The 23456-nt window shown below is 71.5% G+C and carries 18 protein-coding genes and 1 tRNA gene; 12 read left to right on the top strand and 7 right to left on the bottom strand.

From position 1 onward, the window contains the following. The first annotated feature begins 146 nt into the window (after window positions 1–146). From AB0I32_RS19225 to AB0I32_RS19215, 3 genes are read left to right on the top strand one after another with little or no spacing between them, the layout of a single operon-like run. The gene (locus AB0I32_RS19225) at window positions 147–830 is read left to right on the top strand and encodes a hypothetical protein (RefSeq protein ID WP_357508855.1); all 684 of its coding nucleotides are present in this window, start codon (window positions 147–149) and stop codon (window positions 828–830) included. A 49-nt stretch (window positions 831–879) separates the two neighbouring features. After that, entirely contained in the window at window positions 880–1683 is an 804-nt protein-coding gene (locus tag AB0I32_RS19220; RefSeq protein WP_357508853.1) for a thymidylate synthase, read from the top strand. Further along, complete coding sequence (locus AB0I32_RS19215; protein WP_357508851.1) at window positions 1683–2189, top strand: dihydrofolate reductase; 507 nt, start codon at window positions 1683–1685, stop codon at window positions 2187–2189. Before AB0I32_RS19220 ends, AB0I32_RS19215 begins: the two co-directional genes overlap by 1 nt. Before the next feature lie 4 nt (window positions 2190–2193). On the opposite strand, the gene AB0I32_RS19210 is transcribed toward AB0I32_RS19215, so the two are convergent. The 3 genes from AB0I32_RS19210 to xylA form a co-directional block, all read right to left on the bottom strand. Then, entirely contained in the window at window positions 2194–3609 is a 1416-nt protein-coding gene (locus tag AB0I32_RS19210) for a serine hydrolase domain-containing protein (RefSeq protein ID WP_357508849.1), read from the bottom strand. A gap of 137 nt (window positions 3610–3746) precedes the next feature. After that, the gene (gene xylB / locus AB0I32_RS19205; RefSeq protein ID WP_357508847.1) at window positions 3747–5225 is read right to left on the bottom strand and encodes a xylulokinase; all 1479 of its coding nucleotides are present in this window, start codon (window positions 5223–5225) and stop codon (window positions 3747–3749) included. A 114-nt stretch (window positions 5226–5339) separates the two neighbouring features. After that, entirely contained in the window at window positions 5340–6494 is a 1155-nt protein-coding gene (gene xylA, locus AB0I32_RS19200) for a xylose isomerase (protein WP_357508845.1), read from the bottom strand. 89 nt (window positions 6495–6583) lie between these two features. Between xylA and AB0I32_RS19195 the strand changes: the two genes are divergently transcribed. After that, a complete protein-coding gene (locus AB0I32_RS19195; RefSeq protein WP_357508843.1) occupies window positions 6584–7816 on the top strand; it encodes an ROK family transcriptional regulator in 1233 nt (410 codons plus the stop codon). A gap of 26 nt (window positions 7817–7842) precedes the next feature. Here the strand turns inward: AB0I32_RS19195 and AB0I32_RS19190 are convergent. Next, a tRNA-Arg gene (locus AB0I32_RS19190) sits at window positions 7843–7915 on the bottom strand. A gap of 305 nt (window positions 7916–8220) precedes the next feature. Between AB0I32_RS19190 and AB0I32_RS19185 the strand changes: the two genes are divergently transcribed. The 5 genes from AB0I32_RS19185 (at window position 8221) to AB0I32_RS19165 (ending at window position 13894) form a co-directional block, all read left to right on the top strand. Continuing rightward, window positions 8221–9933 (top strand): ABC transporter substrate-binding protein, encoded by a 1713-nt coding sequence (locus tag AB0I32_RS19185; RefSeq protein ID WP_357508841.1) that lies wholly within the window; start codon window positions 8221–8223, stop codon window positions 9931–9933. Window positions 9934–9936: 3 nt separating this feature from the next. After that, window positions 9937–10932, top strand: coding sequence for an ABC transporter permease (locus AB0I32_RS19180; protein WP_357508839.1), 996 nt, complete (start codon window positions 9937–9939; stop codon window positions 10930–10932). An 85-nt stretch (window positions 10933–11017) separates the two neighbouring features. Next, entirely contained in the window at window positions 11018–11950 is a 933-nt protein-coding gene (locus tag AB0I32_RS19175; protein ID WP_357508836.1) for an ABC transporter permease, read from the top strand. Window position 11951: 1 nt separating this feature from the next. Beyond that, window positions 11952–12902 carry an ABC transporter ATP-binding protein gene (locus tag AB0I32_RS19170; RefSeq protein WP_357508834.1) on the top strand — a complete coding sequence of 317 codons (951 nt, stop codon included), beginning with the start codon at window positions 11952–11954 and terminating at the stop codon, window positions 12900–12902. Further along, entirely contained in the window at window positions 12902–13894 is a 993-nt protein-coding gene (locus AB0I32_RS19165) for an ABC transporter ATP-binding protein (RefSeq protein WP_357508832.1), read from the top strand. The genes AB0I32_RS19170 and AB0I32_RS19165 overlap by 1 nt, the downstream gene beginning before the upstream one ends. A gap of 9 nt (window positions 13895–13903) precedes the next feature. Here the strand turns inward: AB0I32_RS19165 and AB0I32_RS19160 are convergent, their stop codons facing one another. Next, window positions 13904–14830, bottom strand: a complete 927-nt coding sequence (locus AB0I32_RS19160) for a L,D-transpeptidase (RefSeq protein ID WP_357508830.1) — start codon at window positions 14828–14830, stop codon at window positions 13904–13906. Window positions 14831–15013: 183 nt separating this feature from the next. Between AB0I32_RS19160 and AB0I32_RS19155 the strand changes: the two genes are divergently transcribed. Continuing rightward, a complete protein-coding gene (locus AB0I32_RS19155) occupies window positions 15014–16330 on the top strand; it encodes a winged helix-turn-helix domain-containing protein (RefSeq protein WP_357508828.1) in 1317 nt (438 codons plus the stop codon). Window positions 16331–16370: 40 nt separating this feature from the next. Here the strand turns inward: AB0I32_RS19155 and AB0I32_RS19150 are convergent, their stop codons facing one another. Next, window positions 16371–17600 carry an MFS transporter gene (locus AB0I32_RS19150; protein ID WP_357508826.1) on the bottom strand — a complete coding sequence of 410 codons (1230 nt, stop codon included), beginning with the start codon at window positions 17598–17600 and terminating at the stop codon, window positions 16371–16373. A 580-nt stretch (window positions 17601–18180) separates the two neighbouring features. Between AB0I32_RS19150 and AB0I32_RS19145 the strand changes: the two genes are divergently transcribed. Then, window positions 18181–22221, top strand: a complete 4041-nt coding sequence (locus tag AB0I32_RS19145) for a hypothetical protein (protein ID WP_357508824.1) — start codon at window positions 18181–18183, stop codon at window positions 22219–22221. A gap of 307 nt (window positions 22222–22528) precedes the next feature. Further along, window positions 22529–22843: a hypothetical protein gene (locus tag AB0I32_RS19140; RefSeq protein ID WP_357508822.1), complete on the top strand. Its 315-nt coding sequence runs from the start codon at window positions 22529–22531 to the stop codon at window positions 22841–22843. Window positions 22844–22976: 133 nt separating this feature from the next. Here the strand turns inward: AB0I32_RS19140 and mscL are convergent, their stop codons facing one another. Beyond that, on the bottom strand, window positions 22977–23402 hold the full coding sequence (mscL, locus tag AB0I32_RS19135) for a large conductance mechanosensitive channel protein MscL (RefSeq protein ID WP_357508820.1): 426 nt from the start codon (window positions 23400–23402) through the stop codon (window positions 22977–22979). Window positions 23403–23456: the final 54 nt, after the last annotated feature.

Genomic DNA, 23456 nt, shown 5'->3' with positions numbered 1-23456 from the left:
GGATCATCCTTCCACTGGTCACCGACACGGTCACGGAGTGAGGCCCTGCGCGTCCCGGTCGGTCGGACTAGTGCACAACGCGAACGGGGCCCGCGACGTTCCCGTTCACCGCGCAGAGTGCACCCGACGCTGCGACGATCGTGCTCATGGCGCAGAACCCGAGCGACAGCCCCGAGGCGACCGGCCCGACGCCGATCGGTCCGACGCCGATCGGTCCGACGCCGATCGGTCCGACGCCGACCGGTCCGACGCCGATCGACCCGGCTCCGGCGGGCCCGGCGCCCACCGACCCCGCGGCAGCACAGCCGACGCCTCCGGCCGCCGCACGGTGGCGGCCCGACTGGCGCGACGTCGTGAAGCGGCTCGTCGGCGTCGTCGCGGTGATCGTGGCCGTCTGGCTGATCTACCTGTTCCTCGACGCGTTCCTGCCGCGGTGGTGGGCCCAGGTGATCGGCAACGCGGTGGACGGGTCATTCACCGCGGGTGCCTGGTGGGGTCTCCTGATCGGCGCCGTGTTCACGCTGGCGCCGGTGCTGCTCCTGGCACAGGCGGTCCTCACCAGAAGGTCCTTGCGGGTGCGCAGCGGGTTCCTCATCTTGGCAGTCCTGCTCGCGGTGCCGAACCTCCTGACGCTGGGCATCGTCCTCGGCACGTCGGCAGCGGCGCACGCCGGCGAGCGCATCCTCGACGTCGACGGGCCGGCGTTCCGCGGCGGGACCGCCTGGGGCGCGGTCATCGGCGGCCTCGTCGCGCTGACGATAGTGACGATGAGCATGCTCTACCGGCGTCGCGGCACACAGCTCAAGCAGCTCCGGGCGAAGCAGAACTGACGGCGGTGCGCGTCGCGGGCCGCCGGAGCGATCGACGTAGGCTTGCCGCATGACCGCGATCGACACCCCGTACGAGGACCTGCTGCGCGACGTGCTCGAGAACGGGACCCACAAGGGTGACCGGACCGGCACGGGGACGCGCAGCGTCTTCGGGCGGCAGATCCGGTACGACCTGGCCAAGGGCTTCCCGCTGATCACCACCAAGAAGGTGCATCTGAAGTCGGTCGTGTACGAGCTGCTGTGGTTCCTCCGTGGTGACTCCAACGTGCGCTGGCTGCAGGAGCGCGGGGTCAAGATCTGGGACGACTGGGCGGACGATTCGGGCGAGCTCGGCCCCGTCTATGGTGTCCAGTGGCGCTCCTGGCCCACGCCCGACGGCGGGCACGTGGACCAGATCGCGAAGGTCGTCGAGCAGATCCGCACCAACCCGGACTCGCGGCGGCACGTCGTGACGGCGTGGAACCCGGCCGAGGTGGACGACATGGCGCTGCCGCCGTGCCACGCCCTGTTCCAGTTCTACGTCGCGGACGGCAAGCTCAGCTGCCAGCTCTACCAGCGGTCGGCGGACCTGTTCCTCGGTGTGCCGTTCAACATCGCCTCCTACGCGCTGCTCACGCAGATGGTCGCGGCGCAGGCCGGCCTCGAGGTCGGCGAGTTCGTGTGGACCGGTGGCGACTGCCACATCTACGACAACCACGTGGAGCAGGTGCGCACCCAGCTCGAACGGGACCCGTACCCGTACCCCTCGCTGCGGTTGGCACCGCGGGAGTCGATCTTCGACTACGAGTTCGAGGACGTCGAGGTGCTCGGCTACGTCTCGCACCCCACCATCAAGGCACCGATCGCAGTCTGATGATCGGACTCATCTGGGGACAGGCACGCGACGGCGGTGGGCGGCCCGTGATCGGCGCCGGCGGGGACATCCCGTGGCGCGTGCCCGAGGACTTCGCCCACTTCAAGCGCATCACCGCGGGGCACCCGGTAGTGATGGGGCGGCTCACCTGGGAGTCGCTGCCGAAGCGTCCGCTGCCCGGCCGCACCAACGTCGTCGTCTCGTCGCGAGGCCCGGACAGCGTGGCTGAAGCGGACGCCGTGCCGGCCACCACCATCGGCGAGGCGCTCGAGATCGCGGCGAACGCGCCTGGCGGGGACGAGATCTGGATCATGGGCGGCGCACAGATCTACAGCGAGGTGCTGCCTGTCGCCGACGTGCTGGAGGTGTCCGAGATCAACAAGGAGGTCGAGGGCGACGTGTTCGCCCCCGAGATCGGCCCCGAGTGGGCGGTCACCGCGTCGACCGAGTGGACGACGTCGGCGTCCGGTCTCCGGTTCCGGCACCTGACCTACACCCGCACCTGACCGATCAGGGCGTCGCGCGGTAGGCGGCGTGGAAGTTCCTGGCGTGGCCGGCAGTTTCGCCGAACACCTGCGACTGCACGGCCAGGGTGCCGTCCGGTGCCCAGGCGAGGCGGGTGCGCCACGTCGTCAGGTTGTCGCCGAGCAGCGAGCAGCGCACGTCCAAGGTGTCAGGGCTGGTCCAGCCGGCCGTGACGACGGCGGGCTGGTCGTCGACGGCGGTCCGTACCGGGCGGTCGAACCGCAGCTCGACGTCCCAGTCGGATGCGGTACGGCCGTCGGCACCGGCCGGGCCGTTGGCGCCGGTCAGCTGACCCCCGCCGTCGTCCAGCGAGAGCACGAGCTCGGCGGGGCCCGGGCCGTCGGCGACGTTCGCGTACCGCTCGGCGACGCGCCGTGCGTGTGCGGCGACGTGACGAGGCGCGGGCCAGGGCAGCTCGACGGCGGTGCCTGGCGTGCCGCCCAGGGTGCGGCCGGTATCGACCTCTTCGACCAGTGGACCGATCAGCAGGTCGAGCACGTCGTCGATGAACCGGTCCCCGCTCGGGCAGGCCTGGGAGTCCGCTGTGACCACCACCGCGAGCCCGCGGTCAGGGTTGCCGTAGACGAGCTGACCGCCGAGCCCGAACATGAGCCACCATCCCGGACGGGGGAGCCAGAGCTGGTAGCCGTAGCCGCCACGCAGCGCGGCGGCGGAGTTCTGCAGGGTGGTGTCCGCCTGCGGGCTCGTGGCGGCGCGGAGGTAGTCGGCGGGCAGGAGTCGGACGCCGTCGTGCACGCCGTCGTCGAGCAGGAGATGCGCCAGGCGCAGCAGGTCGCGCGGGGTGCAGACCAGTCCCGAGCCGCCGTGGGCGATGCCCTCCGGCCCGGTGAGGAACCGCAGGTCAGGGCTGATGCCCAGCGGGTCGAACAGGCGCGGCCGCAGGTAGTCCGGGAGGGACGTGCCGGTGAGCCGCTCCACGAGCGCGGCGAGCGTGTACGAGGCGCTCGTGTCGTAGGTGAAGAGCGTGCCCGGCGGGTGTGTCGGCGGCACGCGGAAGTAGGACTCCAGCCAGCCGTCGTCCGTGCGCTGGTACGTGGTGGAGGAGTGCGGCCCGCGCATGGCGAGCATGTGCCGGAGCGTCGTGGCCTCGAGCCACGGATGCACCGGGCGCATCTCCGGTCCCATCTCGGGGAAGTGCTTCGTGACGGGGTCGTCGAGGCTCAGCAGCCCCTCGTCCGCGAGCAGCCCGATCGCCAGGCCCGTGACCGTCTTGGACACGGAGTACATCCGCTGGGGCATGTCCAGGCCGGCCGGCTCGCTGACGGCGTGCGCGACGGTCTCGCCGCGGACGCTCACCTGGACGGTGTGCAGGGCGATGTCGAGCGCATGTGCCCGGCGGCCGAGCGCGGCGATCAGGTCGCCGACGAACGTGTCCGGCACGCGTACCTCCTCAGGGCAAACCCAGGTTCGCGGGGTGTGTTGCGCAGCGTAGACGTTGTCCACGCTGCGCAACACACCCCGCGGACGTACTAGTTCTCCGGCCTGCTCGACCGCCCTGGCGGAGCCGCGTTCTGCGGTCAGACCAGGTCGCGGACCGCTGCGTACTGCTCGCGGATCGCTGGCTTCGGGTCGGCGTCGAGCGTCGTGGCGATGGTCGTGGACCACTCGGGCGCCGCGGCGTCCGGGTCGCTCGCGGCGGCAAGGACCCAGGCGGCCTGGCGCGCGGCGCCGTCGGCCACGTACTCGCCGGGCTCGGGGATGCCGATCGGCAGACCGAAGACCTGCGGGGCGATCTGCTGCACGGCCGGCGACTGCGCAGCTCCGCCGATCAGCATCACGCGGTCCACCGAGACGCCCTGCGCGCGCAGCGCGTCGAGGCCGTCGGCGAGCCCGCACAGCATGCCCTCGATGTAGGCCCGGGCGAGGTGCGCGCGGGTCGACGTCGCCAGGCGGATGCCGTGCAGCGTGCCCGTAGCGTCGGGGCGGTTGGGCGTGCGCTCACCCTCCAGGTACGGCACGAGCACCAGGCCGTCCGAACCGGGCGGCGCCTGCAGCGCGAGCTCGGCGAGGTCGTCGAAGTCGACGTCGAGCACCTCGCGGGCGGCGTCCAGGACGCGCGCCGCGTTGAGGGTGACGGCGAGCATGAGGGCGTTGCCGGTCGCGTCGGCGAAGCCGTTGATCGCGCCCGACCCGTCGGCGGTGCGCTTCGGCGCGACGGCGGAGACCACGCCCGACGTGCCGATCGAGATCGCGATGTCGCCCGGCGTCATGCCGAGCCCGATGGAGGCGCCCGCGTTGTCGCCGGCGCCGGGACCGACCAGGGCCCCGCCCTCGACGTCCGAGCCCGCGACGGACGGATGCGCGACGGCGCCCGTCTCAGCGACGCCGACCACGTGCGGCAGCGCGACGTCGGTCCGCCCGAGGGCGCGTTCCAGCAGGTCAGGCCGGTACTGGCCGGTGGAGGCGTCGTAGTACCCGGTGCCCGACGCGTCCGACCGGTCGGTGAACAGCTTGTCCAGCCGCGGGCCCAGCGGGGCAGTGGGGTCGTCGGCGGGCCCGTAGCCCGCGATGCGCCAGGACAGCCAGTCGTGGGGGAGTGCCACCGCGGCGACGCGCGCCGCGTTCTCCGGCTCGCTGTCGTGCAGCCAGCGCAGCTTGGTGACGGTGAGGGACGCGACGAGCACGGAGCCGACGGCGTCGGCCCAGGCCTGGGCGCCTGTGTCGCGGTCGCCCTCGCCCAGCTCGGTGATCAGCGCCTCGGCCGACGGCGCGGAACGGTTGTCGTTCCACAGCAGCGCGGGCCGGATGACGTTGCCGTCGGCGTCGAGCACGACCATGCCGTGCTGCTGACCGCCCACGGAGAGCGCTGCGACGTCGGCCAGGCCGCCCGCTGCGGCGGCTGCCTCCTGGAAGGCGTCCCACCAGTGCCGCGGGTCCACCTCCGTGCCGTCCGGGTGCTTGGCGGAACCGGTGCGGACGAGCGCTCCGGTCTCGGCGTCGCGCACGACGATCTTGCAGGACTGCGTGGACGTGTCCACGCCGGCGACGAGGGGCATCGGTGCTCCAGGAGATGTGGGAAGGGACGCGGCGGCCACGCTACCGCGCCGGCCAGGGGCGTTCCGCGAAGTAGAGCGGGCGTCCGGACGCCCGCTCTACTTCGCGGAGCTGCGTCAGCCGATCAGGTGCTTCAGCGCCAGCTGGTGGAGGCGGACCAGGCCGTAGTCCTTCTCGGCCAGCGCGTCGACGTCGGGGTCGGCCTCGGCCAGGAACGAGTCGAACGTCTCGCCCTCGGCGAGGGTCGACTGGCCCAGCTCGAAGATGCCGGCGTGCTCGAACGCGGCCTGCACCTCGGAGTCGGCACGGTATGCCGCGGCCTTGGCCGCGAGCATGTCGTAGGTCTCCATGTTGGCCTTGGCCGACTCCCACACGCCGTCGAGGTACTCGGTGCGCGACGGCTTGTAGTCGAAGTGGCGCGGGCCCTCGTAGCGGGGACCGCCGTTGGGGAACCCGTTCTCCAGCAGGTCGACCGTGAAGAACGCGGACAGCAGGTCGCCGTGACCGAACACGAGGTCCTGGTCGTAGCGCGGCCCGTGCTGGCCGTTCAGGTCGATGTGGAACAGCTTGCCCAGGTGCAGCGCCAGGGCGATGCCGTGGGTGTAGTTGAGGCCCGCCATCTGCTCGTGGCCGGTCTCGGGGTTGAGGCCCACGATGTCGCCGTTGTCGAGCGAGTCGATCAGCGCGATGGCGTGACCGATCGTCGGCAGGAAGATGTCGCCGCGCGGCTCGTTGGGCTTGGGCTCCAGGGCGATCTTGAGCCCGTAGCCCTTCTCCTTGATGTACGAGGCGACGGTGTCGATGCCCTCGGCGTAGCGCGCGTGCGCGGCGTTGAGGTCCTTCGAGTTGTCGTACTCGGTGCCCTCGCGGCCACCCCACATGACGAACGTGGAGGCGCCCATGTCGGCGGCCAGGTCCACGTTGCGCAGCACCTTGCGCAGGCCGAAGCGGCGCACGTCGCGGTTGTTGGAGGTGAACGCGCCGTCCTTGAAGACGGGGTGCGTGAACGTGTTGGTCGTGACCATCTCGCACACCAGGCCGGTGTCGGAGGCGGCCTGCTTGACCGAGTCGATGTGCTTCTGGCGCTCGGCGTCGTCCGAGCCGAAGGGGTAGACGTCGTTGTCGTGGAACGTGAAGCCCCAGGCGCCGAGGTCCGCGAGCTTGCGGACGGACTCGGCGGGGTCGAGGTCGGGGCGGGTCGCCGTGCCGAACGGGTCGGCGCCGGGCCAGCCGACGGTCCACAGGCCGAACGAGTACTTGATGTCGCTCACGGGGTCTCCTCATCGAGGCGGCCCCGGCATGCGGCGCCGCATTTGTTGTACGGATGAACTATTGCGCGAGGTTCGGCTACAGTCAAGGCGTGACCACCGCCGGGACCGCACGCGAGAGCACCACGTGGACGGGCCCTGGCGCGTCCAGGCAGCACACCCTGCGCGAACGCAATCTCGAGCTGGTCGCGCGCGCCGTGTTCGAGGTCTCCGAACCACTTTCGCGCGCCGGTGTCGCCGCCGCGACCGGCCTGGCCCGGGCCACCGTCTCGACGCTGGTGGACCAGCTGGTGGCCGCCGGGCTCGTGCGGGAGCTGCCCGCGGTGACCGGCGGGCGAGCCGGCCGGCCCGCGGTACCCCTCGTCCCGGCACCCCGTTCCGTCGTCGGCCTCGGGCTCGAGGTGAACGTGGACTACCTCGGTGCGCGCGTGCTCGATCTCACCGGCGACGTCGTCGCCGAGCGCGTGGTCCCTGGCGCCTTCCACGACAGCGACCCGACGGCGGTGCTCGACCGCCTCGGCAGGCTGGCCCGCGAGGTGTCCGACGGCGTCGCGGCGTCCGGCATGACCGTCGCCGGCGCGCGTCTGGCGCTCCCCGGCCTGGTCGACCCGCGCACCGGGCTCCTCGAGGTGGCACCCAACCTCGGCTGGTCCACGCTCGACCCGGTCCCGCTGCTGGGGCTCGGCGACCTCGAGGTCCGCATCGCCAACGAGGCCAAGCTCGCGGCGCTCGCCGAGCTGGCCGGGGGCTCCGACGTCGCGGCACCCGACTCCTTCATCTTCGTCTCGGGTGACGTCGGTATCGGTGCGGCCATCGTCGTCGACCGCGCGCTGTTCCTGGGGGAGCGCGGGTGGAACGGCGAGATCGGGCACGTCGTCGTCGACCCGGCCGGACCGCGCTGCTCGTGCGGCGCGTTCGGCTGCCTGGAGCAGTACGCGGGCAAGGAGGCGATGATGCGCGCGGCAGGCCTGCCGCCTGACTCCCCGCTGAGCGCGCTCATCGCGCGGCTGACGGAGGACGGCGCCGGCCCCGCCGCGTCGGGCAGTGCCATGGCCACGCTGCCGGCCGGCCGGGCGCTCGGTTCCGCCCTCGCCGACTTCGTCAACCTGCTCGACGTCGCCACCATCGTGCTGGGCGGCGCCTACACCGAGCTGCTGCCCTGGCTCCGGGCCGACGTCGAGGAGGTCCTCGCCGACCGGGTGCTCGCCGCGCCGTTCGTCGACCTGGACGTCCGTGCCGCGCAGGCCGGGCCGCAGGCGGCGCTCACGGGCGGGGCGCGCGAGGTGCTGCAGGCGGTGCTCGCCGACCCGGCCGCCTGGGTCTGACCCTCGGTCGACGAACGCGTGGTGTGTGCGCCTGGGCAGACTCGAACTGCCGACACCCGCTTTAGGAGAGCGGTGCTCTATCCACTGAGCTACAGGCGCTCGCGCCTCTCCGCGAGGGAGGAGCGCGTCCGGCGTCGGGCAGAGCCCGGACCGGCGCACACAGCCTAGCGGCTGGCGGCCCCCGCGCGCGAAATGCCCTCCACCGGTCCGACGTCACATTTTGGCAACTTGCCTCCCAAACCTTGACTGGCCGGGCAAAAGGGCAGAACGATGCTCAGCAACCCGAAGCGACGGCGCGCCGGGTCCGCACGACGGCCGTGCGGTGGACGAGAGGATCAATGATGTTCCTTCGACAGACCAGGTCTCGGGGCACATTGGCCCTTGCGACGGCCGCGGTAGCAGGCATGCTCCTCGCCGGCTGCTCCGGCGGCGGCGGTGGGAACGCACCCACGGCCGCGCCGAATCCCTACGCGACCGCCGAGGGGATGGAGTCGGCGACCGAGCTCGTCGGCGAGTACCCCCGCGAGGAGACGCTCTTCACCAGCGGTACCCAGTGGGGCCCGCCCGCATCCTGGAACCCGATTCCCGGTGCCGGTGGCGCCACCGGCCTGGGCGGCCTGCTCTACGAGCCGCTGTTCCAGTTCGACCCCATCACCCTCGAGCTGAAGCCCTGGCTCGCCGAGGGCGGCGAGTGGACCGGCGACGACACCTACGAGCTCACGCTCCGCGAGGGCCTCACGTGGCAGGACGGCGAGACGCTCGACGCCGAGGACGTCGTCTTCACCGCGGAGCTCGGCAAGGTCGACGCCGTGCCGTGGAGCAACCTGTGGACCTGGCTGGACAAGGCGGAGGCGACGAGCGACACGACCGTCGAGTTCACCTTCTCCGACCCCCGCTTCCAGGAGTGGGACAACTGGCTCTACACGACCATGATCGTGCCGGAGCACATCATGGGTGAGTGGTCGGACGACGAGCTGCTGTCCAACCCGAACGAGAAGCCGATCGGCTCGGGTGCGTTCAAGTTCTCCGCCGTCGGGCAGGACCGGATGGTCTGGGAGCGCAACGACGACTGGTGGGCCAAGAGCGAGCTCGGCCTCGAGATGCCGATGAAGTACATCGTCGACGTCGTGAACACCTCCAACGAGGTGGCGCTCGGCCTGATGCTGTCCGGCAGCCTCGACCTGAGCAACAACTTCCTGCCCGGCGTGAACACGCTCGTGGACCAGGGTTCGGTCAGCACCTACTACGACGGCGAGCCGTACATGCTCGCGGCGGCGTCGGCCAACCTGATCCCGAACCAGACGCGTGCCCCGATGGACGACGTCGACTTCCGCCAGGCGCTCGCTCGGTCGATCGACGTCGACAAGATCGTCACCAACGCGTACGGCGGCCTCGTGCAGAAGGCCCACCCGTCGGGCCTGGTGCCGGCGTTCGAGCAGTACTACGACGAGGACGTCGCGAGCGAGCACGGCTTCACGTTCGACGCGGAGGAGGCCAAGTCGATCCTGGCCGACGCCGGCTACGAGGACACCGACGGTGACGGCTTCGTCGAGACGCCGGACGGCGAGAAGATCGACCTCAAGCTCATCGTCCCCGCCGGCTGGACCGACTGGATGGAGGCCGCACGCGTCATCGCGGAGGACGCCTCCGCCGCGGGCATCAAGGTCACCGCCGACTTCCCCGACGCGGGCGCCCTGGACGACGCGCGGGCCACCGGCGACTTCGACCTGCTCATCAACGGCAACGCCGGCGTGAGCAACACGCCCTGGACCTACTACAACTACGCGTTCTACCAGCCCGTCCAGGAGCAGATGCTGGCGGGCAACTTCGGCCGGTACGAGGACGAGGAGGCCTGGGAGCTGGTGCAGAAGCTGTCGCGCACCGAGAGCGGCACCCCCGAGTTCTCCGACGCGCTGTCGCAGGTGCAGGAGAAGTTCATGACCGACCTCCCGGTGATCCCGCTCTGGTACAACGGCGCGTGGGCGCAGTACAACGAGTCGCAGTGGACCAACTGGCCCAAGGAAGGGCGCGAGGACGCGTACTTCCCGGTGATGTGGAACGGGTACGTGCAGATGGGCGGCCTCAACGCGCTGCTCGCCCTCGAACCGGCCTCCTGACGTATGGGCGGCTATCTCGCTCGCAAGACGCTGGTCTACGGCCTGACCTTCGTCGTAGCGGTGACGCTGAACTGGCTGATCCCCCGGCTCATGCCGGGGGATCCGGTTCAGCGGATGGTGGCGCGCACCGCCGTCCAGCACCCCGAGACGATCGTGGCCATGACCGACTACTACGAGCGCATGTTCGGTCTGGACCTGCCGATCTGGCAGCAGTACCTGAACTACTGGGGCTCGCTGTTCCGCGGTGACCTGGGCACGAGCGTGTGGCTGTTCCCCACGCCGGTCAGCGAGGTGGTGCTCGACGCCGTCCCGTACACGCTCGGCATCATGATCCCGGCGATCCTGCTGAGCTTCGTGGTCGGCAACACCGTCGGCGCGATGGCGGCGCGCAGCCGCTGGCTCGACAACGTGGCCCTGCCGGTGGGCTACCTGGTCACGGCGATGCCGTACATGTGGCTGGCGATCCTGCTCGCGTGGGGCTTCGGCGTGGCGCTCGGCTGGTTCCCCGTGGCCGGGGGCTACGACTTCGGCCTCGTGCCGCAGTGGTCGTGGTCGTTCGCGTTCGACCTGCTGCAGCACTGGGTGCTGCCGTTCCTGTCGCTCTTCCTGGTCTCGCTCGGCGGCTGGGCGATCGGCATGCGCAACCTGATCATCTACGAGCTCGAGTCCGACTACGCGAACTACCTCGCCGCGCTCGGTGCGCCCAGGCGGCTCATCCGGCAGTACGCGTTCCGCAACGCGCAGCTGCCGCAGATCACGGGCCTCGCGCTCCAGCTCGGCACGATCCTGGGTGGCGCCCTGGTGACCGAGATCGTGTTCGCGTACCCGGGCCTGGGCAAGCTCGTGCTGTCCGCCATCCAGAACCAGGACTTCTTCCTGCTGCAGGGCACCCTGCTGTTCGTGGTGATCGGCGTGCTGGTCGCCAACTTCGTGATCGACATCGTCTACGTGCTGGTGGACCCCCGCACGCGGACCGGACTGACGGGGGGTACCGCATGAGCCGGAGGTGCAGTGGAGGGTGGGGGCCGAGGTACGAGGCACCCGCCCGTAGCGGAGCCGCAGGCTCATGCGGAAGGAGAAGAGCATGACGGCGACACAGCCCGTTGCGGGGCCGGGGACCGAGGCGACCGAACCCGGTGCGGCGGGCCCGGTAGCGGGCCGCAAGCCGGGCGGCGACGCACGCGAGACGCTGTACTTCGCGCTGCGCAACCCCAAGGTCATCATCGGCATGGTGGTGGTGCTCGGGTTCCTGCTGCTCGGCCTCATCGGGCCGGCGTTCCTCAAGTACGCGCCCATGGACTACGCGGGGCCGCCCATGGCGCCGCCGTCCGCGGACTTCCCGTTCGGCACCACGACGTTCGGCCAGGACGTCTTCGCGCAGTTCGTCGCGGGCCTGCGGTCCACGTTCCTCGTGGGCGTGCTGGGCGGCGCCGTGTCCGCCGTCATCGGCATGACCATCGGGTTCGTCGCGGGCTACCGCGGCGGCCTGATCGACGAGCTGCTGAACATGCTCACCAACGTGGTGCTCGTGATTCCCGGCTTCGTGGTGCTCATCATCATCAACGCCTACCTCGGCGTGCGGAGCGTCCCGATGCAGGCGCTGTACATCGGCATCTTCAGCTGGCCGTGGGTGGCGCGCGCCGTCCGCTCGCAGACCCTGTCGCTGCGCTCGCGGGACTTCATCGACCTGGCGCGGCTGTCCGGTGTGGGGGTGGGCACGATCCTGCGGCGCGAGGTCGCGCCCAACATGTACTCCTACCTCTTCATGACGTTCGTGCTGCTGTTCGGCGGGTCGATCCTGACGGCGGCGTCGCTCGACTTCATCGGGCTCGGGCCCACCAACGCGATGTCGCTCGGCCTGATGATGAACCAGGCCGTGCAGTGGAGCGCGCTCCATCTGGGGTTGTGGTGGTGGTTCATCCCACCGGGGCTGGGGATCACGCTCATCGTCGGCTCGCTCTACATCATGAACGTCGGCCTCGACGAGGTCTTCAACCCCAAGCTGCGGGAGATGTGACATGGCCCTGGCCGTGAACGACCTCAAGGTCTGGTACCGCACCCGCCGCGGCGATGTGAAGGCCCTCGACGGCGTCACCTTCGAGGTGGCGGACGGCGAGATCATGGGCGTGGCCGGCGAGTCGGGGTGCGGCAAGACGACGCTCGGCAAGGCCCTGATCCGCCTCGACACCCGCATGAGGCACGTGGGCGGCACGGTGGTCCTGGACGACGACGAGCTGCCGCTCGCCGACGACGCCGCCATGCGCCGCCACCGCTACCGCGAGGTGTCCCTCATCCCGCAGTACGCGATGTCCGCGATGAACCCGACCCGCAAGATCGGCCGGATGATCAAGGACCTCCTCGGGGCGCACAACGTCCGGTACACCGACGTGCTGCCCGAGCTGGAGCGCCGCCTCAAGCTCGTCGGGCTGGAGCCGGACGTGCTGAAGCGCTACCCGATCGAGCTGTCCGGCGGCATGAAGCAGCGCGTGGTGCTCGTGCTCTCCACGCTGCTGAACCCGTCGCTGCTGATCGGCGACGAGGTGACGTCGGCGCTCGACGTCTCCTCGCAGAAGGCGGTGGCCCGGGCGCTCGTCGAGTTCCGCGACCACGGGTTCGTGAAGTCGATGATCGTCATCACGCACGACATCTCCGTGCTGTTCCAGGTCGCCGACACCATCCTCGTCATGTACGCGGGTCACCTCGCAGAGAAGGCGCCGGCCAGGACGATCATCAGCGACCCCCTGCACCCCTACACGAAGATGCTCATCGGGGCGCTGCCCAAGGTCGGCGACCGGTACGAGGAGCAGCAGCTCGAAGGTATCGAGGGGCGGCCGCCGTCGCTCCTCGAACCGCCCGCCGGCTGCCGGTTCCGCGCCCGCTGCCCCCTGGCGCACGACAGGTGCGCGGAGGCGCCACCCTTCCGCGAAGTAGCCCCTGGACACCACGTCGCCTGCTGGGCGGTGAGCTGATGCTGACCCTCGACCACCTCGACAAGGTCTACCGGACCGGCACCTTCGGCACCTCCGACCTGCACGCGGTGCGGCAGGTGAGCCTCGACGTGCAGCGCGGCGAGGTGGTGTCGCTCATCGGCGAGTCCGGCAGCGGCAAGTCGACGATCGGCAAGCTGGTGCTCCACCTGCTCGACTCCTCGGGCGGCACCATCACGTTCGACGGGCAGGACGTCACCAAGCTCTCGTTCCGCGCCCGCCGCGACTACTACCGCAAGGTCCAGGGCGTGTTCCAGGACCCGTTCTCGTCGTTCAACCCCATCTACAAGGTGGACCGCACGTTCGAGACGCTGCGCCGCTCCTATTTCCCCCGGGTCTCGTCGGGGGAGTGGCGCACGCGGCTCGAGGACGCGCTCGCCGCCGTGACGCTCGAGCCGGACGACATCCTCGGCAAGTTCCCGCACCAGCTCTCCGGCGGGCAGCTGCAGCGCCTGCTCATCGCGCGCGCCCTGCTGCTCGACATCGAGCTCCTGGTCGCGGACGAGATCATCTCGATGCTCGACGCCTCGACCCGGATCGACGTGCTCAACCTGCTGGGCGAGCTCAAGGCGCGCGGCCTCGGCATCCTGTTCGTCACGCACGACCTCTCGCTCGGCAACTACGTCTCCGACCGGGTGGTCATCCTCTACAAGGGGCGGGTGGTGGAGCGGGGCGTGACAAACGCCGTCTTCGACGACCCGCTGCACCCCTACACCCGCGACCTCCTGGCCTCGGTGCCGCACCTGGACCGGACGTGGGACGAGGTAGAGGCCGAGGAGGCGGACCGCACCAGGCGTCTGGCGGGTCGCTGCCTCTACCACGAGGCGATCACCGCACAGGGCCGGGCCCTGGGCGAGGAGGCGGAGGCCGCCGACGGCGTGCCCGACGGCGTCGGCCTGGTCGAGTACGCACCCGGACACTTCGTGGGGTGCTTCCGCAAGGCGGCGGAGGACCCGTGCCCGGCTGCGCCATGACAAGGAGAGTCAGGGGTTGATCAGGACCGGGACGCCAGGGGTCAGGTCGGTGAGTCCGGCGAAGTCCTCAGCTGTGAGCCGGATGCAGCCGTTGCTCACCGCCTGCCCCTGGCCCACGCCCACGTGGATGGCGGTCGCGGCGTAGTCGGTGCCGTAGAAGCCGTCGAGGGTCTCGCTCTGCATCGACAGGAACACCGACATCCCGGTGTTCACCGCCTCCGTGACGGTGAACACCTGGGTGAGCCCCAGCGGCGTCGGCGTGGCGGCCGCGCCCACCGCCGCCAGGAGGCGGTCGCTGGAGCCGTCGGCGTGTGTCACCGTCACCGTGCGGTCGGACAGGTCGACCACCACCGACCGCTTCTCCCGGATCAGCAGGACGTCGCTCCCGCGGAGCCAGCCCGCGGTCCCGTTCACCTTCTCCGGATCGCGCGACGGCAGGGCGCCGCGCCCGTACGGGAGGAGCACCTGCACCCACCCCGGCCGGCTGTCGAGCACGAGCCAGCGCGCCTCGGCGTCGTAGTAGCGGGACTCGAGGGCGAGAACCGGCGCCTTGGTCACGTCGGGGGCGGCCCAGACCGGGATGCGGAACTCGTTCGGCCGCGCCACCGAACCGGGCAGGTCCTCCAGGGACCCGACCTCGGTCTGCGGCAGCGCGCGCGGCAGGATCTTGTCGATGCCGGGCCTGGGCAGCGACCGCAGGGAGTAGGCGGCGGGGGTCGGCGTCGGCTTCGGCGTGCTGGGACTCGGCGACGGCGACGGGCTTGCCGACGGGGTGGCTGCCACCGGAGCGGGCTCGTCGCGGGGTACCAGGCCGCCCCACACCGCGGCCCCGAGCAGCACCGTCCCGAGCAGGACCACGGCCACCCAGGTCCAGACGCGCGCGGCAGGCAGGCGGCGCCGGTCCGGCGTCGCTGATCCGCCGTGTGTCTCCGTCATCCGAAACCCTTCGTGGACGTGGCGTCTACATCCTGCACCGGCCGCATGTCAGCTGCCGTCGACCGTCGAACGGTACCGGGTTGTAACACTTGTCCGATATCTTCGTGTTCGCCCAAACCCCTGGGCACCCGAACTGTTGTTCGATACTCTCGCCCGACAGTCCTCGACCAAGGAGAGATCCCCGTGGCACCCGCCGACCGGACGTTCCCCGTCACGACCGTCCCGACGCGCCGTTCCCGCAGACTGGTCCTCACCGGCGCGATCTCCGTCGCCCTCATCTCGACCGGGTCCGCGTACCTGGCGATGGTCCAGTTCGGCATCGACGTCCTCGCCATGAACCAGGGCACCGCGTACGCGACCGCCGGCGTCTTCGAGCTGTCCCTCGTCACCGTCGCCCTCCTCGCCCGCGAGGCCGCCCGGGACAACCGGCCCGGCGGCACCCTGCTCGCCCTGACCTGGGCACTGTCGTCCGCGTCCGGTGTGTTCGCCGCGTGGCACGAGGCCTACATCGGTCACCCCGTCGGCGCGGTCCTGTTCAGGTTCATCGTGCCACTGCTCGCCGCTCTCATGTGGCACCTCGCCCTGATCGGCGACCGGCACCTCGCCACCGGCACGTCCTGGTCGGCGATGCGGCAGTCCGCGCGCATGCACGCGCTCTTCCTGACCACCGAGGACCTGTTCCGGGCGCAGAGCCTGCACGACGGGTCGCGCGCCGCACGCCGTCGGCTCGCGCGTGCCGAGGCCGGACGCCGCAGGGCACGCTCCGTCGCCCTGCGCACCGTCCCGCCCATGGAGATGCGGGCGCAGGTCGCCGCCTGGTGCGAGGCGCTCGCCGCGGTGGGGGACGGCACCGCCGACGTCGCCCGGCTGCACCTCGCCGACCGGCAGCGGCTGACCGGCATCCTTGCGGACGACGAGCTCATGGACGGCCGCGTGTCGGACACGCGGGACGGCGCGCGCGCCGGCGTCGGGGTAGGCGCGCCCGACTACGAGCGCCGCGCCGCCGACGCCGTCGCCGCGGAGTTCGCCGACGTCCGCCCCGTCGCGCGGGGCCGGGACGGGGAGGCGCTCGGCGAGGACTTCCTCGACCGGGACGTGTACGACGGCGGGGTATACGACGGCGAGGTGTTCGACGGCGAGACCGACCGCCGGACGGCGCGCGTCAGCGCCGCCCTGGACATGCCTCGCCAGGGCGTGAGCGAGCGCGCACCCGCGCCCGAGAGCGATCCCGACCAGGGCGCGGAGGCACCGGTCGCGGAGCCTGCCGAGGCGGCGGACCAGGCCACGGCGAACGTCCGGGAGGCGCTGCCCCCGCGTCGCCGTCCGCGGCGCAACACGGGCCTCGGGACCGAGGACGCCGAGCGCATGATCCAGCTGCGCACCAAGGGTCGTACGTACCGGGAGATCGCGGAGGAGGTGGGCGTCAGCCGATCGACGGTGGGCAAGCGGATGCGCGAGTTCACGGAGACGGGCTCGATCCCGATCGTCAGGGCGCGCTGACCGGAGCCGGCTCGTCCCGGTCCGGCTCCGCCGGTCCTGCCTATTCGCCCGAGTCGGCGTGGGCGATGGTGCCGAGCGACTTCCAGATCAGGATCAGCGTGATCCCGGCGCCCGCGAACCCGAACCAGAACGGGGCGACCAGCCCCCACTGCTCGGCGATGAAACCGCCTATCGCGTTGCCGAGAAGGACCCCGCCGAACACGCTCACCATGTTGAGCGAACCCACGCGCCCCTGGAGGTCGAGAGGCGTGGCACGCTGGCGCACGGCGTTGGAGATGGCGCCCCACACGAACGCGTAGACGCCGAACCCGAGCATCGCGACGAAGGCGCCCCACACCGTCGTGTTGAGCGCCAGCGCCAGGTGCCAGACCACCTCGCAGGTCAGGACCACGCGCATCAGCGTCGCGAACGAGACCCGCTTCTGCAGGCGGTCGAAGAAGGCCGTGCTGAGAAGGCCACCCACGGCGGTGGCGGTGGTCAGCATGCCGAACTGGAGCGTGCTCATCCCCAGGTGTTCCGTCGCGTAGAGCACGAGCACGCCCATGGGCGCGGCGTAGGCGACGTTGAACGTGAGGATGGTGAGCATCAGCGTGCGGACGGCGGGAGTGCGCCACACCCAGCGCAGGCCCTCGGAGATGTCCTGGCGGATATGGGTACGGGTCTCGCGTACGGCGGCCTGGGAGACCGAGATCCGCGAGATCAGCACGATCGCCAGCGTTGCCGTGACCGCCTGGACGGCGAACGGCCAGGCCATGCCTGCGGCGAACAGGAACGCGCCGATGGGCGGCCCCGCGAGCTGGTTCGCCGTCACGAAGCCGGCCATGAGCCGGGCCTGCCCGATCGCCAGGTCTTCCTTGGGGGTCACCATCGGCAGGAGCGTCTGGCTCGCGGAGTCGGCGAACACCTCGGCGATCCCGAGGGCGAGGATGACCGCCAGCACGAGGGCGACGTTCACGACGTCCGTGACGATGAAGGCGCACAGCGCGACGATCACCGCTGCGCGCAGGCCGTTGGCGATCATCACCATGCGGCGGCGGTCCAGACGGTCTGCCAGGGCGCCGGCCCAGAGGCCGAACAGGAGCCACGGCAGGCTCTGGAGCATCGCGGCGAGCGCGACGAGGAACGGGCTGTCGGTCTGCGAGGCGACGAGGAGGGGGCCCGCGGCGAGCGCTATGCCGTCACCGACGTTGCTGGTCCAGGACGACGTCACGAGCCAGCGGAACGACCGGCCCAGCCGGGGAGGGAAGACCGCCTCGATGAGTGCTCTCACAAACGTTCGAGTCTAGGTGCGGCGTCCAGGCTTTTTTCTTCCGGTCGGGTCGGGGCCCGTCGAGGGGGTGATATCGCCGACGCCGGACAAGGCTTTCCGGCCGTCGCGAGGGCCCTGCGGCCGGTGTTCGCGGCGCGGCGGTGGCGACACGCGGGATCGGCGAGATCCTGCGGTCGCGCGAGGGACGGGTCGGACATGGTGGACACTTCGATAACGTTTTTTGTTCGCACGTTTCAACAGTTGGACGATCGTCCGACTCGGTGTTGACGTCCGCCGGGAACAGGTGCAGACTCTCACAAGACGGTGCGCATCGCCCGCCCCCTGCGCGGTGCGCACTGTCATACCCCGTCGGGCTCCGGCCCGTCTGCGAAGCCCCTTCGGACCCCCTGCCGAAGGGGCTCTTGCATTCCCCGACGGCGGTCACCGCCGCCCCTTGTGTCCCGGGCAGGGACTCCGCGTCGTCCGCCCGGCGCGCACCGGGTGACCTGCACGCCGGACACGCCCGGGAGTTCGGAGTACCCGGCGTGTCGCGCGGCGTGGCGTCCAACCCTTGCGGACGCGGCGCGGTTAGCGTGCTGGTGTGAACGCTGCCCGCCGCCAGACCGCAGCCGCCTCCGAGAGCTCGGCCGATCTGTCCGAGGAGCTCTCGGCCGCGCTGAAGGACGAGACGACGGACCCGGCCACCGACCTGGCCGTGTCGGAGGCCCCGGAGTCCACACCGGACGGTGTCCGGGACCCCATGGCCGAGTCGGTCGCGCGCTGGCGCGCCGGGCTCGTCCGGCTCGCCGGAGGATCTTCCCTGGCCGACGTCGGCCTGCTGGGCGAGGCGGTCATCGACCTGTCGACCGCCCATCCCTCGGGTGTGGCCCAGCTCTTCGCGGGCCGGCCCACCCGCCTGTCCAACCTGGTGCGGGAGTCCGGCTCGCTGCCGTCGGCCCGCCGCCGGGCACGGGCGGTGGCCGCACGTTCCGCCGAGCACGCGCAGCGCTACGGGGTGTCGCCCACCTACCTGGCGATCGGCGTGGCCACGTGGATCGAGCGGCCCACGACGGGCGGCGACCAGAGCGACATGGAGGCCATCACCCGGGTGCTCGGCCCGGCGAGCACGGTGTCCGCACCTGAGCACGAGTCCGCCGACAGCCCGGCCGACGCGCCTGCGCTCACCGGATCCGTCCCCATCGTGACGCTGGCGATGCCCTCCGGCCGGCCCGTGCCGCCGCCGTCGGACGGGGAGGAGGACGAGCCGCGCGTCGTGCGCGCACCCGTGCTGCTCCGGCCCGTCATGCTCACGCCGCGCAGCGACGGGGAGGGCGACTACGACATCACGCTCGACTCGACGGTCGAGATCAACCCGGTGGTGGCGCGCACGCTGCGCGCCCACGGCGCACTGCTCGACCCGACGGCGCTGGCCAAGGCGACGTTCACGCTCGCGGGCTTCAACCCGTCGGACGTGCTGGACCGCGTGGCGAGCCTCGGGTCGGCGGTGCTCGGCGAGTTCCAGCTCGACCGGCGGGTGCTGGTCGGCACGTTCGTCCACCCCGGACAGGTGCTCGTCGACGACCTCGACGAGCTGGGGTCCGTCCTGGGCGAGCACGAGGTGGTCTCGGCGCTGGGCGGGGTGGACGGCTCGGTGGCCCGGCTGGGCAAGGTCGAGCTCCCGGAGCGGCGCGTGGGTGACGCCGACCCGGCGCACGAGCGCGGTGTCGGCGACCTGGACCCGCACCAGCGACATGTCGTGGACGCCCTGGCCACGGGCAGCCACCTGTTCGTCGACGCACCTGTCGGGTCGGACGTCGCGGGCACGCTGGCCGCCGTCGTCGCGGAGGCGAACGCCAGCGGCAGGTCCGTGCTGTACGTCCCGGGGCACCGCCGTGCCGCCGACGCGCTGGCCGCGCGCCTCGACTCGCTCGGCCTGGGCGGGCTGCTGCTCGACATCGCGCCGGTCCCGACCTGGCGCACGTCGACGGCGCGCCGTCTGCTGGAGGCGATGGCGCCGGCGCAGGAACGGATCGACGCCGACGGGGTGGCCCGGGTGCGGGACGCGCTGATCGGCTCGCGGGCGCAGCTCGCCGGCTACATCGGGGCGCTGCACCGCGTGCGCGACCCGTGGCGGGTCTCCGCGTACGACGCCCTGCAGGCCCTCGCCCGGCTCACCTCCGAGCGCCCCGCCCCGGCGACCCGGGTGCGGCTGGCCCCGGAGACGGTGCTCGTCCTGGACGCGGAGCGTCGCGCCGAGCTCGCCGCCGACCTCGAGCGGGCGGCCGAGCTGGGTGCGTTCACGCTGCGGTCGGCGTCGAGCCCGTGGTTCGGCGCGCACATCCTCACCGACGAGGACGCCCGCTCCGCCCTGGCCCGCGTCACGCGCCTCGCCGATCACACGCTGCCGGAGCTGCGCAAGCAGATCGAGTACGTCGCCCGGGTGACCGGCCTTGTCGAGGCCACCACGGCCAACCAGTGGGGCGAGCAGCTCGCGATGCTTGGCGGCATGCGCGGCACGCTCGACGTGTTCCAGCCGATGGTCTTCGAGCGCACCGCCGCTGACATGGTGCAGGCGACGGCCTCGAGCCGGGCACGGGCCGAGCAGGGTGTCGAGATGGGCTGGCTCGCCCGACGCCGGCTGAAGCGGCGTGCCCGCGAGATGGTCCGCCCGGGGGTCCGCGTGCCGGACATGCACGCCGCCCTCGTCGAGGTGCAGCGGCAGCGCGAGGTGTGGCAGGCACAGTGTCCGCGGGGCGGCTGGCCGACCCTGCCGGAGGGGCTGGCCGCGGTCGAGGAGACCTACGAGGCCGTCCGCATCGACCTCGAGGCGCTCGAGCCGGTGCTGCGTTCCTCGCAGGCTGGCGGCGGGCTGCTCGACCTCGACCTGTTCGCGCTGGTCCAGCGGCTCGCGTCCCTCGCGGAGACCGAGGACGCGCTGACCCCGCTGCCCGAGCGGACCGCGGTGCTGCGCCGGCTGCGCAAGGCCGGGCTCGGCGAGCTGGTCGACGATCTCGGCGACCGCCGCGTGGAGACCGACCTCGTGGGGCCGGAGCTGGAGCTGTCGTGGTGGTCGTCGGTGTTCGAGCAGATCCTGTCGACCGAGCCCGACCTCGCCGGACAGGACGGCGCAGGGCTGGACGCACTCGCCGGCCGGTTCCGCGAGCTCGACCGCCGGCACATCGACTCCCTGTCCGCACCCGTGCGGGCGGCGGTGCGTGCGCACCTCGGTGCGGCGATGCGCGACGAGCGGGAGGACGCCGAGGCCCTCTACGCCACGCTGGTCGAGGGCGGGCTCAGCTCGATGCGCGACCTCGTGTCCGGGCACGGCTCCACCGTGCGGCGCCTGCGGCCCACCTGGGTCTCGACGCCGACGATGGTGCCGCACCTACTGCCCGCCGAGCGGAGCGCGGACCTGGTGATCCTCGACGCGGTGCAGCACGTGCCGGTCGAGGTGGTCGTGCCGGCGCTGGCCCGTGGCCGGCAGATCGTCGTGGTCGGCGACCCGCGGTCGGCGTCGGGCACCGCCGTGCGCGACCTCGCGCGACTGCTGCCGCGCGTCACGCTGCAGCCCGAGCCCGCACGCCGGGACCCACAGCTCACGGGTCTCCTGGCCGCCCACGGGTACGAGGGCATCATGCGGCCGGCGCCCATGCCGCGGACCGAGGCGCTCGTGCACTTCTCGCTCGTCGACGGCACGGGGATGCCCGATCCGGTCTCCGGCACCGTCGAGTCGACGCAGGCCGAGGTGGAGCAGGTGGTCGACCTCGCGATCGAGCACGCGATGACCCGGCCGGAGGAGACCTTCGGCATCGTCACCGTCACCGCCGCGCACGCCGACCGCATCCGCGAGCGGCTGCTCGCCGAGGTCCGCGGTAACCCCGCGCTGGCGCCGTTCTTCGCCGGGTCGCGGCCCGAGCCGGTGGTGGTCGCCGACGTCACGGGCGTCGCCGGCCTGGCGCGCGACACGATCGTGCTGACCCTCGGCTTCGGGCGGACGCCGCACGGCCGCGTGCTGCACCGGTTCGGCGTGCTGGGTGACGGCGGCGGCGACGCGATGCTGCTCGGCTCGCTGGGCGCCGCGCGCAAGCGGCTGCACGTCGTGTCGTGCTTCCCCGCCGCCGACCTCGATCCCGAACGACTGCGGGGCCCCGGGCCGCAGCTGCTGGCGGAGGTGCTGGCCTTCGCCGAGGAGCGCTCGGGGCTCGCCGACCAGGTGGAGATCGGCAACGGTGTGGACGTCGCGCGGTCCGTCGACCGCCTGGTCGTGGACCTGGGGGAGCGGCTGTGGCGCTCCGGTCTCGTGGTCGAGACCGACTACGGTCTGCCCGGCGGCGACCGGATCCCGCTCGCGGTGGGGCACCCGGACCTGCCGGGCGAGCTCCTGGTCGCCGTCCTGACCGATGACGCCGCCTATGTGGCCGAACCCTCCATCCGCGTACGCGACAGGCAGCTCGCCGAGCAGCTCGAACGGCTCGGCTGGGTGGTCGCGCAGGTGTGGTCGGCCGCCGCGTTCCTCGACCCGGACGCCGAGGCGGAGCGGGTGCGCCGCGTGGTGCTGGCCGTGCGGGACGCCCGGGTGGGCGTCTCGGGCGGTGTGTCGCCGGCGGCGGAGCTGGTGGTCCCGCAGGTGCTGGACGACTGATCCCCGGCGGTTCGGGGTCCCGGGCTCTCGTGAGCTCGGTCGGTTGCACGGCTGCGGGGGCTGACTTCGGTCCGTTGCGTGGCTGCGGAGGGTCGACTTCGGTCGGTTGCACGGCTGCCGGGTCGACTTCGGTCGGTTGCACGGCTGCCGGGTGGACTTCGGTCGGTTGCACGGCTGCCGGGTCGACTTCGGTCGGTTGCTCTGAGATCGGTCAATCGATTGACCGATCTCAGAGCAACCGACCGAAGTCACGCTTCCGGCCGTGCAACGGACCGATCTCGTATCCGCACGGGGTGACAATGGTGCCGTGAGCGAGTCCGTGAACCAGTCGTTCGAGCCGGTGTCCTCGGCTGACTCGGCAGCGCCTGCCGACTCGGCTGCGGGCGGTGCCGACTCGGCCGTGGGCGGTGCCGACTCGACAGCCGGGGGTGCCACCCCGCGGCGGCGAGGGCCTCGGCGTGCCGTGCGGCGCGGGACCGAGCGCGAGGCAGTGTTCGGGGCGAGCGCCGACGAGCGACCCACGGGCTGGAGCGAAGGGGCCGACGGTGCCACCGTGGCCGGCACCGGCCACGACTCGAACGATGACCAGCTCCGCCGGGACGTCCCGCCGCACTGGGCCTGAACCCGTCACCGGATCGACGGGCGCCGACGGGCCGACGAGTCGAGAACGGGGTCATGTTCGCAGCACGTTCGCCGCAGAACACAACCCCGTTCTCACGGACCGCCAGAACCCCGCGGCTGCGGTCGTTCCGTGCTCAGCCGGACTGCGACGGGGACTGCGCGCCCGACTGCGCACGCAGCAGGTCGCGGATCTCGGTGAGCAGCACGACCTCCTCCGCGGCGGCCTCCTCGACAACCTCTTCCGAGGTCTTGCGCAGCGACTTCAGCTTGTTGATCGGGAGGATCACGAAGAAGTAGATGGCGCCCGCGATCAGCACGAACATGATCAGGCCCTGGATGAACAGCCCGATCGGGAACTCGGTGGTCTTGCCTTGCCAGTTCGGGACGTCGAAGGCGATACGTGAGAAGTTCGGTGCACCGACGAGCCACCCGACGAGCGGCATGATGAAGCCCTTGACCAGGCCATCGATGACCCCGGAGAAGGCGGCGCCGATGACAACGGCGACCGCGAGGTCGAGCACGTTGCCGCGCGTGATGAATTCCTTGAAACCCTGAAACATTCTGTGTCCCCTGCTGTTGTTCATCTGTGGTCGCGGGCCGCCGGGACCGGCCCG

It is taken from the genome of Promicromonospora sp. NPDC050249, assembly GCF_040656015.1.
In the GTDB taxonomy this organism is placed as follows: Bacteria; Actinomycetota; Actinomycetes; order Actinomycetales; family Cellulomonadaceae; genus Promicromonospora.
The sequence above is the reverse complement of the archived record's forward strand: the minus strand, read 5'-3'. Positions and strand labels throughout refer to the sequence as shown.